General features: G+C 51.3%; 12 protein-coding genes. 9 read left to right on the top strand and 3 right to left on the bottom strand.

Annotated features, from left to right (window positions below):
* The first annotated feature begins 3 nt into the window (after positions 1–3).
* The 9 genes from lspA to E1N14_RS15560 all read left to right on the top strand — a co-directional run bounded on the left by lspA (position 4) and on the right by E1N14_RS15560 (position 8,432).
* Positions 4–519, top strand: a complete 516-nt coding sequence (lspA, locus tag E1N14_RS15600; protein WP_025011911.1) for a signal peptidase II — start codon at positions 4–6, stop codon at positions 517–519.
* A 5-nt stretch (positions 520–524) separates the two neighbouring features.
* Complete coding sequence (gene fkpB, locus E1N14_RS15595) at positions 525–947, top strand: FKBP-type peptidyl-prolyl cis-trans isomerase (protein WP_025011912.1); 423 nt, start codon at positions 525–527, stop codon at positions 945–947.
* A gap of 1 nt (position 948) precedes the next feature.
* A complete protein-coding gene (ispH, locus tag E1N14_RS15590; RefSeq protein ID WP_025011913.1) occupies positions 949–1,902 on the top strand; it encodes a 4-hydroxy-3-methylbut-2-enyl diphosphate reductase in 954 nt (317 codons plus the stop codon).
* A 255-nt stretch (positions 1,903–2,157) separates the two neighbouring features.
* Positions 2,158–2,709, top strand: coding sequence for a type IV pilus modification protein PilV (gene pilV, locus E1N14_RS15585; protein ID WP_025011914.1), 552 nt, complete (start codon positions 2,158–2,160; stop codon positions 2,707–2,709).
* Positions 2,710–2,713: 4 nt separating this feature from the next.
* Positions 2,714–3,673 (top strand): PilW family protein, encoded by a 960-nt coding sequence (locus E1N14_RS15580; protein WP_025011915.1) that lies wholly within the window; start codon positions 2,714–2,716, stop codon positions 3,671–3,673.
* 10 nt (positions 3,674–3,683) lie between these two features.
* Positions 3,684–4,142, top strand: a complete 459-nt coding sequence (locus E1N14_RS15575) for a PilX N-terminal domain-containing pilus assembly protein (RefSeq protein ID WP_025011916.1) — start codon at positions 3,684–3,686, stop codon at positions 4,140–4,142.
* Positions 4,139–7,732, top strand: coding sequence for a pilus assembly protein (locus E1N14_RS15570; protein ID WP_062793895.1), 3,594 nt, complete (start codon positions 4,139–4,141; stop codon positions 7,730–7,732). The genes E1N14_RS15575 and E1N14_RS15570 overlap by 4 nt, the downstream gene beginning before the upstream one ends.
* 8 nt (positions 7,733–7,740) lie before the next feature.
* Positions 7,741–8,136 carry a type IV pilin protein gene (locus E1N14_RS15565; protein WP_028779812.1) on the top strand — a complete coding sequence of 132 codons (396 nt, stop codon included), beginning with the start codon at positions 7,741–7,743 and terminating at the stop codon, positions 8,134–8,136.
* Positions 8,133–8,432, top strand: a complete 300-nt coding sequence (locus E1N14_RS15560) for a TapY2 family type IVa secretion system protein (protein ID WP_044734924.1) — start codon at positions 8,133–8,135, stop codon at positions 8,430–8,432. The genes E1N14_RS15565 and E1N14_RS15560 overlap by 4 nt, the downstream gene beginning before the upstream one ends.
* Before the next feature lie 37 nt (positions 8,433–8,469).
* Here the strand turns inward: E1N14_RS15560 and E1N14_RS15555 are convergent, their stop codons facing one another.
* Genes E1N14_RS15555 through E1N14_RS15545 form a run of 3 tightly spaced genes read right to left on the bottom strand, consistent with a single transcriptional unit; the run spans position 8,470 to position 11,559 of the window.
* Positions 8,470–8,877: a CBS domain-containing protein gene (locus E1N14_RS15555; RefSeq protein WP_025011917.1), complete on the bottom strand. Its 408-nt coding sequence runs from the start codon at positions 8,875–8,877 to the stop codon at positions 8,470–8,472.
* A 51-nt stretch (positions 8,878–8,928) separates the two neighbouring features.
* A complete protein-coding gene (gene olsF, locus E1N14_RS15550; RefSeq protein WP_082813139.1) occupies positions 8,929–10,677 on the bottom strand; it encodes a bifunctional ornithine lipid synthase OlsF in 1,749 nt (582 codons plus the stop codon).
* A gap of 15 nt (positions 10,678–10,692) precedes the next feature.
* Entirely contained in the window at positions 10,693–11,559 is an 867-nt protein-coding gene (locus tag E1N14_RS15545; protein WP_025011918.1) for a UDP-2,3-diacylglucosamine diphosphatase, read from the bottom strand.
* Between the last annotated feature and the right edge of the window lie 58 nt (positions 11,560–11,617).

The following is an 11,617-nucleotide window of genomic DNA, read 5'->3' as shown; positions in this document are numbered from 1 at the left end:
AACATGCCCGCAGACTGGAAACAAAGTGGCCTGCGCTGGTATTGGGTGGCTGTGTTGGCTTTTTTGGCTGACCAGCTGTCCAAACAGTGGGTATTGGGTAACTTCAAGCTGTATGAATCGGTGCAGCTGTTGCCTTTCTTTAATCTGACCTATGTGCGCAACTACGGCGCCGCCTTCAGCTTCCTCAGCGATGCCGGCGGTTGGCAGCGTTGGTTATTCACTGCCGTCGCTGTCGGTTTCAGTGTGTTGCTGACCGTTTGGCTCAGACGGCAATCGGCCGGATTGTGGCGCCTCAACCTGGCTTACACCCTGGTGATTGGCGGTGCACTGGGAAATCTTGTCGATCGCCTGATGCACGGTTTTGTGGTGGACTTCCTCGATTTCTACTGGAAAACCAGTCACTACCCGGCATTCAATATCGCTGACTCGGCTATCTGTGTTGGCGCAGTCCTGATCATCTGGGATTCATTTTTCGGCGGTGACAAGGCCGCAGCCAAGCAGAATGAAGCCAAGGAGTAACACAGATGTCTGATGTGAAATCCCTCTTGTGTCACCTGAATATACTGCTGGAAGACGGCTCGACCGCCGACAGCACCAAAGCATCCGGTAAACCCGCCCGGCTCAATATCGGTGACGGCAGTCTGAGCCCGGCGTTTGAGGCTGAGCTTCTTAAGCTGAAAACCGGCGACAATCACAGCTTTACCTTGGCCCCTGCCGATGCTTTCGGCGAGTTCAATCCCGATGCCATTCATCACTTGGATCGCAGCCGATTCCCGGCAGATATGACGCTGGAACCCGGCGTTATCGTCAGTTTCGCCGGCCCAGGCGGCAGTGAAATACCCGGAATTGTCAGGGAGATAGCCGGTGATTCTGTCACAGTGGATCTGAACCATCCGCTGGCGGGCCATCAGGTGACATTTGAACTGGAAGTATTGCAGGAGCTTTGATATGTCAGTAGCAAAATCTACCGGTCTTAACATATTGCTGGCCAATCCCAGAGGCTTCTGTGCCGGTGTCGACCGGGCCATCAGCATAGTGGAACGGGCGCTGGAACTCTTTTCCCCGCCTATCTATGTGCGCCATGAAGTGGTGCATAACCGTTATGTGGTTGAAGATCTCAAGCAGCGCGGGGCGATTTTTGTCGACGAACTGGATCAGGTACCCGACAACAGCATAGTGATTTTCAGTGCCCATGGGGTGTCACAGGCGGTGCGCAATGAGGCCAAGCGTCGCGGTCTTAAGGTGTTTGATGCCACTTGTCCTTTGGTGACCAAGGTGCATCTGCAGGTGACCCGCGCCAGTCGTAAGGGAATTGAATGCATTCTTATCGGTCATGCCGGTCATCCCGAAGTGGAAGGCACCATGGGGCAGTACGATAACCCTGAAGGGGGAGTTTATCTCATTGAGTCTCCGGCCGACGTGGATGCATTGCAGGTGAAAGAGCCGGACAATCTCTGCTTTGTCACCCAAACCACGCTGTCGGTGGATGATACCCTGGATATTATTGCTGCGCTGCAGAAGCGGTTCCCTTCGATTGAAGGTCCTCGTAAAGACGATATTTGCTACGCAACCCAAAATCGCCAGGATGCGGTACGTAAGATGGCCCAGGATGTAGACTTGTTGATAGTGGTTGGCTCCAAAAACAGCTCCAACTCCAACAGACTGCGCGAACTGGCGCTCAAGTCTGGCACTCAGGCCTATTTGGTGGATAACGCCGATGATGTTGAGCGGGATTGGTTTGATGGCGTCAGCAAGGTTGCGGTTACTGCAGGGGCTTCTGCTCCTGAGGTGTTGGTGCAGCAGGTGGTTGAGGCCATAGCCAAACTGGCGCCAAGCGTGGTGACCGAAGTGGAAGGGCGCAAGGAAGATACCGTGTTTGCCGTTCCTGTGGAGCTAAGGTAAGAAGCCGCGGATTTATTGCGCTTATATAAGCAAAAAGCATTTTAAGAAGAGGCTATCTAAGCCTCTTTTTTTTATGGAAAAAATACCTCTTATAAGGCTTGAATTTATTAGCGTTCTTTGTTACTGGAGATTTACATTCGACTCAACTATCATTAACAGGTATTATTGTGGTCTTGAGCTAACTATAAGATATTAAAGAACTAATAGGCTGAATTTATTGTCAAAAACATGGCATTGTCTGGAGATTTGACACAGATGAAAAAACGGAGAGAGGGATTCTCTCTGATTGAGGTTATGGTAGCGCTCGTCATTTTGGTGATAGGGCTTATCGGGATATTTAATTTACATATAGTGGCAAAGCGCGCCAGCTTTGAATCATTTCAACAGACTCAGGCGGCGTACTTTGCCAACGATATCCTCAATCGGATGAAGCTTAATAACACGGTACTGAATAATTACGACGACGGCTCTCCCTATTCCGGGGGCGGAAGTGCTCCTGCAAAATCCTGCGATGTGGCCCTTGGCGCCACGGTGACCTGCACTGCTGCCGAGACCCTGGCCTGGGATCTTTACCAATGGCAAGAACTCTTTACCGGCGCCGCTGAAGCCGTGGGCAGCCAGAATGTCGGCGGCCTCGACAGTGCTACCGCTTGTCTGAATGTCAATGGCAGCAATGTCACTATTGTGATGGCATGGCGAGGCATTCAGGAAACCGCCGGCACCGCCTATGAAACGACTGACTGCGGCAGTAGCTTGGGTAAGCGCCGGCGGGTCTTTATCCTCAAGACAGTGATCAATCAAGGTTAAGGCGGTGAGTGTGAAAAATTCAAAGCAGTCGGGTTTTTCTCTGGTAGAACTCATGGTGGCCATGGTCATCAGTCTGTTTCTGGCGCTCGGATTGTTCGCCATGTTCAGTATGTCTGCCACTAATGTCACTACCACAGGGCAGTTCAATCAGTTACAGGAAAATGGCCGTATTGCGTTGGCCATCATGGTGCCGGATCTGAGTCAGGTAGGCTTCTTTGGCGATATGACAGGGACAGATTTCGTGCTGGGTACCAACGCTCGGGTCGATGATGCTGTCGGGACAGATTGTATCGGCCAAGGGCTCAACAATGCCACTCTGCCCAATGGCCAACCGGCCCACTTCAGACGTCTTTGGGGATATGAGGCCGGGGTGAGTGCCGGCTCACTGAGCTGTGTCAATTCAGCGATGACAGGGACAGATGTAATTCAGATTAAACGACTGGTAGGCCCTCCCGGAGCCACCAGCGGTTTTCGGGTGGCAGCAACGGCCAGCCAGGCGGTGTTTTTTAAAGATACAGATCCCGGCCTTGAAAACCAGAGGGTATGGGAATACCAACACCATGTCTACTTTATTAAAGATAACAACGGCGTGCCGGTTCTGACCCGTAAATCACTCTCTGCCAGCGGAATGAACGTAGACGAGCCCTTGGTCGAGGGTATCGAAAACATGCGTATTCTCTATGGTTTCGACGAGAACGGTGATGACACGGCCGATAGCTTTATGCCGGTACAGAATGTGACGGATCTGATGTGGGACAACCAGTTGTTCCAGCGAATAGTGGCATTGAGAATATTTTTATTGGTGCGTTCGCCCAATGCTGACAATAGTTACACCAATAATGCGACTTACTCACTGGGCGACAAAACCGGCGACAGAGCCATCAGTGGTGGTGGCGATAACTTCCGCCGGAAAGTGGTTTCGACCACAGTGGTACTTGAAAACCCTGTGTTGATTAGGAACTAAGCAGATGAAAATAAGACAACAGCGGGGAGTCGTACTGTTCTTCGCACTTATCCTCTTGATTATTCTGACCCTGATTGGGGTGGCTCTGGCAGTTAACTCCAGTCAGTCGCTGCGTATGGCCGGCGCCGGTGCCGAGCGGGTGGAAGCCAAGGCCTTGGCCGACGGTGGTTTGCAGGCGGTATTGAATGCCAAGAGCCAAGCAGAATTGGCGACAATGACAGCGATAGATTCAGGCAACAACTATTCGGGTGGCACTCAGGTTTTGACGCCTTTGCCATTGAAGAGTGATGGCACTGTGGATGCCAGGAATGTTTCCTGTCAGCGTAGCAGGGATGCCAGCGGTACAGATCTTATCAAGTGCCGAAGAGTGGAGGTTTCCAGCCAGGTTAGGTACGGCCGGGACAACCTCGGGCAACTGACAGTTATCGAAGGAGTTGAGCAGGAAGTGCTTAACGGGAGCGGATCATGAAACTCAAAAAGTGTTTATGCGGTTTGTTGTTTGTGCTGGTTGGCTCTTCCGGGCAAGTCTCGGCCGATGATACAGACCTTTACTTGATCCCGCCGCCAAATCAGGGACGGGCCAAGGTGCTGATTATTTTTGATAATTCGGCATCCATGGGGACAATTGAGCAGGATGTCCCCGGTGGTTATGATCCAGCTAAGGACTATCCCCCAGTAGGTTCTTCTCATTCATATCAAGGAAGGATGATCTACTTTACCGTCGGCTCCGGGATGGATGATAGTTCATTACCTGTGCCGGACAGTCCTTCGGAGTCGCGACGTTTTAATGGGGTGCTTAATGGTTGTGCCGTCGCTAAAGCCGCTTTGGATAAGTATGGCCGTTTTACCGGTTACATCCGTGAATATCGATTTACCGGTCAAGGTAAAGGGACTTGGCAACCTATTAAGGAAAACAGCGGTGCCGAAAAAAACAACCCGGTGGACTGCTGGGAGGATATTGAAGCAGTCAATCCGGGTAATAATGGAGTTACTGTTGATGGTGTTACCTATAGTAGTGGATATCCTCAGAACAATGTTGAATCTGGAGCCGGTAAAAATAAAGTCTATCTTCCATATGGTGGCACAGATGCCAATGCACTGAATAATGCTAAACAGCTAGGTTTTAACCAAGGAGAGCTAGTTACTCTTTATACAGATAATTATCTGCGTTGGTATACCTTACATAAAAACGGCGAGTTGGATGATACTCAGGATCTCAGCCGACTGGATATTGCCAAGACGGCTATCTCCGGGGTAATAAGTTCGATGCCGACGGTCGATTTTGGCCTGGCAGTGTTTAACATGAATTATTCCCGTGAAGGTGATAGGGATGGTGGTCGGATAGTTGCGGGAATAAAGAAGCGAACTTCACCTGAAAAAGACACCCTTATCAGTACGGTTGAAAACCTGCCAGCTGAAACCAACACACCACTATGTGAAACTTTGTTTGAAGCCTACCGGTACTTTAGCGGCGGCCCTATTACTTTTGGACACGATGATCGCGACTACAGTAGCCGCAGTATTAAGTACAAGGCCAACCGGCCTATGTATGATACAACTATCGAGATTAATGGCCGCTATGAATCTCCAATGAGTGTCTGTAGTGATGTAGCCTATATAGTTTATGTAACAGACGGTGTGCCTACCCTGGACGACTCTGCTAACAACAGAATTGTTTCAATAACCAGTGCCTCTGGTGTTTCTTCCGATGGTAACTACAACCCTTTTACCTACGATTATGATCGTTACGGGGCAAAGAAAAGCTATTTACCGGCATTAACTAGTTATATGAACCGCAATGATATTCTGCCCTCGACACAAAAATTTCAAAGAGTGGTAACTCACACCATAGGTTTTGCGCTGGAGGAGGGCTCTGCTGCTGAGCCTTTATTGGTGGAGGCGGCCAGGAGAGGTGGTGGAGAATACCATGCCGCCAATAGCGTGGCTGAATTACAGCAAGCTTTCAGTAGTGTGCTTGACAGTATCACGGACGAAGGACAAAGGTTTTCGGCGCCTGGGGTAGCCTTCAGTAATGCTGACCCAACCCGTACTCTGGACTCTGCCTATTATGCCTTGTTCAGCCCATCTCAAGGGCCCAAGTGGGCCGGTAACCTAAAGAAGTTGAAGGTGAACCCTTCTGGCGTACTGATAGATGCCAACGACAGACCGGCTATCTCAAGTTCGGGTGGTATTGCGGACACGGCTTGTAGTCTATGGAGTAACTGCTCTCCGGACCCTGATGGCAACGATGTACAGGAAGGCGGTGCAGCCAGAACCATAGTACCTGACAGCCGTACTCTCTACAGTAACATCAAGGTAGGTGGCGGCCTGGCGACTCTGAGCAAGAATCAGGCTTCCAGCTATGCCGGTGGTGACCTTGCCTTGTTGACTCATATGAACATGAGTGTAGCCGCCGGTACAGAAAGCTCTGAGCTGGAAAAAGCCTTTGAGTGGATCAGGGGTAAAAATGTCGATAAAGATGAAAACGGCAAATTTACCTCTGACGATTACAACGGGGTTCGCGGCGATATCATGGGTGACCCCATGCACTCGCAACCGCTTGCCATTGACTTTGGTGGCGATGGCAATAGCAATGTGCGCATTTTCGTTGGCACCAACCATGGTATGTTACATGCCTTCAAAGACACGGGTAGCAGTGTTGAAGAGAGTTGGGCCTTTATGCCCTATGAGCTACTCAGTAATGTGCAGGAACTCAGAGATAACAGCTATGCCAATGGTCACAGTGTTTATGGCATAGATGGCTCGCCGGTTTCCTATTTGGAGCGCAACGACTCGGGTGCCATTACCAAGGCTTGGATCTTTTTCGGCATGCGCCGGGGCGGGAGTTCTTACTATGGCTTCGATGTTACCGCCCCGGATTCACCTCGAATGATGTGGCGGATTGACAACAATAGCGCCGGGTTTGCCAATATGGGGCAGACTTGGTCGACACCGGTTGTGACTAAGGTGCCGGGTTCAGATAAACCTGTAGTGATCTTCGGCGGTGGTTACAATCTGGGATATGACGCCAACACAGGCAGCAACTCAGATGGCCGCAATGTGTACTTGGTCGACGCCGAAACCGGAGTACTCAAGCATAGCTTTGGTGTCGGTGGTGGCACAGCGTTGACCGGCATAGAACACAGTATTGCCGGTTCAATAGCCACTCTCGACAGCAACAGCGATGGTGCTACAGACAGGTTATATGCCGCAGACCTTGGTGGTAATGTCTGGCGCATGGATATGCCTTCAGAAAACACCTCCAGTTGGAGTGGCTTCAAGTTTGCCTCTGTGGGCGGCGCGCTGGCATCTTCCGATCGCCGCTTCTTCTATGAGCCTGTGGTAGCCCAGACGGTATTTACCAATGTCACCCGGGTGACGACGACAGATGCCGACGGTAACACCAGTACTACTACGGCATATCAAAACGTACCTTATGATGCCGTCACGCTCGGCAGTGGTAACAGGGCATCACCACTTGATTCTGATACTGAAGATATGTTCTTTGTACTGCAGGATCGCAACGTGGTGACCAAGACTTTTGGCGGCTCAGGTGCGACTGTGCCCAGCCCGATCACTTTGGCCAACCTTTACAATGTGACATCTGCGGCGCCAAGCAGCGACAGTGAGAATATCGACTTTGGTACCAAGCTGGGCTGGTACTATAACTTCTCTGTCATTGGTGAGAAGAGCCTTTCACCTTCGGCCATCATCAAAGGGCGTGTCTACTTCACCTCCTTTGTTCCTGCTCAGGATACAGCTGAAACCGAGAGTAGTTGCTTAATATCATCAACAGGCCGTTTATATAGCTTCGACCTGCATAAAGGCGGGCGTTACAATTATGAGTTTTTGGAAGTGTGTGAGGATTGTATTCCTCAGCCACCCAAGATCATTACCCCGCCCAAAGATCCAGATGACCCCGATAATCCGGACAATCCAGATGCTGCCTTGATTATTGGTCGCGGTGAGTGTGATGAAACCGGTGAAAACTGTTCCGGTACAGTGGCGCTGGATACAGGCCTGAGTACCAACAAGATTTATTATCATGTGAATGAGTAGGATAAGAGATGAAAAAAGCAGCGGGTTTTACCCTGATAGAAGTCATGATCACTGTGGTCATTATCGGCATACTGGCGGCGATCGCTTATCCCTCTTATGTGCAGTACATTGCCAAGAGTACCAGGGCTGAGGCTCATGCAGCCTTGATGCGACTGGCCAATCTGCAGGAGCAGTACTATTTGGACAATCGCACTTACGCCACGGATATGACCAAACTGGGGCTCAATGCCAGCCCCTTTATTACTGAAAATGGTCACTACAGCATAGCGTCAACCGGCACCGGCAGTTTTACCCTGACAGCAACGGCGCAAGGGGTACAAGCCAGTCGTGACAGCAAGTGCAAGACGCTGACCTTGACTGACGCCGGGGTTAAAGGCGGCGCCTCTGCGGAGTGTTGGAAATGATGAAATCAATCAAATATGGCTTGTTGCTCATCTTGCCCGGTATCGTTTTGACAACCCAAGCCGCCGAGCGGCAAGAGGTGAAGTGTCACTTGATCACCAGCAAGGGAGAGCAAATTGCCTTCTATCGTTGGGATCTGGAAAAGCAGCCGCTATTGATGGCGCGTTTGAGTAGCAAGCCGCTCAAGGATACTCAGGGGAAACGTTACTATATCAAGCAGGCCAGTGAGTGTGTGTTGCTCAATGAGGAGTTCAGCTCTGAAAAGGCCCGCAAGTTGGATGAGGTAACTCTGAGATAGCTTTCACCCAGGCCTATGAAGTCTGAGCCTATTGTGGTTAACAGCAATAGGCTCGCAATAGATCCTTCCAGGTCACTATGCCGACAATCTCACCGTTTTCCAGTACCGGCAGTGAACCTATATCTTTCTCCAGCAGTAGTCTGGATGCCTGAGCCAAGCCTAGATGCGGCGCAACGGTCACAGGATTACGGCTCATCACTTGATGCACCCGCTTATTGAGGGTCTCCAGATCTCTGCTGGTGGCCGTTTCGCTGCCAAGATTGGGGCTTAAGGCCCGCAGCAGATCCCGCTCGGACAAGACGCCTTCCAGCTTGCCTTCATCATCCACCACCAGCAGATGATGAAAGCCTGCATGATGAAATATCTCTTTGGCCACACTCAGGCGGTCGTCCATTTCCACTGTAACGACCCGGGTGATCATGATATCGGCGATGCAGAGCTGCATAGGGATCCTCCATAACCTTTTCTTTGTTATATCAGAGCCCTGTCAATAATGCTAACTCGGAGCGTTGTCATCTTGCTGATTGAGTTCTTGCAGATGACAATCGATATAGCGGCTGCGTTTCTTGAACTTGAGCTTGTCCAAGTCCACCAGCACCAAACCATCGATACAGTCGGCAAAGTCGGCATCCACTCCAAAGGCGAGAAAGCGCACCCCATCAGGCTGGCAAAGTTCGCCGTATTGCTTGTAGAGAGTTGGCACAGCGGCGCCCATACTGGCAAGGGTCTGCTTGAGCAATTTGAATGCGCCTTGGTAATCTGAATCAACATAGAGCTTATCCAGTTCAGCCTGGCGCTCAGGAGGCAGACCAAAAGGCGTGAAAGACTGTGCCAGCTGTGTCTTACAGGGAAACTGCTGCAGGTAGAAGTGCACCAACATCTCCTTGGCCTGTGCCGGCAACTGATTGCTTATGGTCACAGGACCGAAAAGGTAGCGGTAGCCGGGATGACGAGCCAGAAAGGCACCTATGCCGTACCAGAGATAATCGAGACTGCGCTTTCCCCAATATTTAGGTTGCACAAAGCTGCGGCCGAGTTCCAGGCCCTTGGCGAAATAGGGAGCAAATTCTGTTTGATAGTGAAACAGTGACTCACTGTAGAGGTTTTCACCTGCACTGTGCAAGCGGGCGACTTCGGCAAAACGGTAGGCGCCGACTATCTCCAGCTCCTTGGGATCCCAGAGTACCAGGTGCAGATAACTGGAGTCGTATTTGTCTATGTCTCTGCGTTTTCCCGTGCCTTCACCCACGGCGCGAAAAGCCAGCTCCCGCAGCCGACCTATTTCCCGCATCACTGGGCTGCTGCCCTGATGGCGATAGAGGAAGATCTGCTTGTCATCCTGAGTTTGACCAAGTTGTTCGCACTGCAGTAAAGCCTGTTGCAACTCACGACGTTTTTCCGGATGGGCGATGGCGCTCTGGGTGTTGAACAGTGGGCTGCGGTTCTTGCCTATGCGATAGAGGTGGTTCTTCAGCAGACTGACCCGGGTTTTGAGTGGGAAGTCACTGCCGCTGACCGCTTCGGCCGGGATAAGCTCGCCGATACGCACCGGCAGAGTATTACTGGCTTGTTTAAACATCTCCTTGACCAACAGCAGGGTAGCCAAAGGTTTATACAAGATGGAAGCACCATAAAAGGTCGCCGAGTTCTTGGCATCGACATACATGGGCAGCAGCGGCGCATTGCAGCTGATAGCCATCTTCAGGAAGCCGGTTTGCCACTGGGTATCGCGAATGCCGTTTGGTCTGAGCCTGGATACCTCACCCGATGGAAAGATGAGCACAGCGCCTTCACTGCGCAGATGTTGATGGATCTTCTCCAGGTGTTGTCTGGGGGTTCCGCCTGTCATATTACGAACAGGCAGTAGGATGTTGTGCAGTGGCGTCAGTGTCATCAGCAGCTCGTTGGCAACTACTTTAATGTCAGGCCTGACTTCGCTGATTAGTTTTATCAGCACCAGAGCATCCAGCGAACCTATCGGATGATTGGCGAAGATAACGACCCGGCCCTGATGGGGAATGTTTTCCACCTCACTGTCCGGCACTGTATAGCTGACGGCAAAGCTTTCCAGCACTTGTTCAACAAAATCCACGCCCTTGAGAAAACTGAATTGGCCGGCGATATCATTGCACTCCCGCTCATTGAGCAGATAACGCAGTAAGGCCTTGGTTGGCTTGGCGAGCCAAGGCTTGCTGTTGATATTGGGCAGATTGGATTCCACGACTTTATCGACGGTAAACATCATAATGGGGTACCTGATTTAAGCAGCTTGTTGTTCTTGTCCCTGCCAGGCGAAGCGTTTCAGTACTTCGGTCCGGCCCAGTTGTTCATTCCAGCGCTCGAGTTGCAGCTCGCCCTCGAGGGTTTCAGTCAATAGGGTGCAGTTCTCTACCCAGTCACCATCATTGGCATAGATAAAGCCGCTCATTTCCGTGAGCTCCGGCTGGTGAATATGGCCACAGATGATGCCGTCCACCTTCTGCTTGCGGCCATAACGCACCACGGCTTCGCGAAAACTGTTGATGGCTTGTTGAGCCTTGCCGACTCTTTGCTTGATAAAGCCGGCCAAAGACCAATAGGGGTAACCGAGACGGCGGCGAACCTTGTGCAACTGGCGGTTGAGAAACATCAATACATCGTAGAGGTGATCGCCGAGGCGGGCGGTGATGCGGCCGATACAGACTTCGGAGTCAAACTGATCGCCATGCAGCATCAGCAGGGTCTTGCCACTCAGGGTTTGATGTCGGTACTCTTTGCTGATAATGACATCGGCGAGTTGCAGCTGGTGGTAATCCTTAAACAGCTCGTCATGGTTGCCGGGCAGATACACCAGCTTGATGCCGCTCTGTGCCATTTGCAGCAGTTTTTGCAGCAGTTGGTTGTGACTCTCGGGCCAGAATACCCGGCGTTTGAGGGCCCAGATATCGACTATGTCCCCCACCAGATACAGCACCTTGGGCTGAACGCTGTTTAGGAAATGCAGCAGATATTCGGCCTTGCAGTCAATGCTGCCAAGGTGAATATCCGAGAGCCAGAGGGCGTTGAGCTTGATGACAGACTCGGCTGCGCGGCGGGAGGATGGGTGAAATGTCGATGGTTTGTTGACCAATGACTTGCTGTCTTTCATCGCGGCTCCTGGATAAAACCAGTGAAACGGGTTTGACTGTGAAAGACTCTAAGTCGGT

Source organism: Shewanella algae (assembly GCF_009183365.2).
GTDB lineage: Bacteria > Pseudomonadota > Gammaproteobacteria > Enterobacterales > Shewanellaceae > Shewanella > Shewanella algae.
This window is presented reverse-complemented; position numbering and strand designations above follow the sequence as displayed.

Coding starts and splice junctions, on each gene's coding strand:
- lspA (WP_025011911.1), top strand. CDS start 4: ATGCCCGCAGACTGGAAACAAAGTGGCCTGCGCTGGTATTGGGTGGCT.
- fkpB (WP_025011912.1), top strand. CDS start 525: ATGTCTGATGTGAAATCCCTCTTGTGTCACCTGAATATACTGCTGGAA.
- ispH (WP_025011913.1), top strand. CDS start 949: ATGTCAGTAGCAAAATCTACCGGTCTTAACATATTGCTGGCCAATCCC.
- pilV (WP_025011914.1), top strand. CDS start 2,158: ATGAAAAAACGGAGAGAGGGATTCTCTCTGATTGAGGTTATGGTAGCG.
- E1N14_RS15570 (WP_062793895.1), top strand. CDS start 4,139: ATGAAACTCAAAAAGTGTTTATGCGGTTTGTTGTTTGTGCTGGTTGGC.
- E1N14_RS15565 (WP_028779812.1), top strand. CDS start 7,741: ATGAAAAAAGCAGCGGGTTTTACCCTGATAGAAGTCATGATCACTGTG.
- E1N14_RS15560 (WP_044734924.1), top strand. CDS start 8,133: ATGATGAAATCAATCAAATATGGCTTGTTGCTCATCTTGCCCGGTATC.
- E1N14_RS15555 (WP_025011917.1), bottom strand. CDS start 8,877: ATGCAGCTCTGCATCGCCGATATCATGATCACCCGGGTCGTTACAGTG.
- olsF (WP_082813139.1), bottom strand. CDS start 10,677: ATGATGTTTACCGTCGATAAAGTCGTGGAATCCAATCTGCCCAATATC.
- E1N14_RS15545 (WP_025011918.1), bottom strand. CDS start 11,559: ATGAAAGACAGCAAGTCATTGGTCAACAAACCATCGACATTTCACCCA.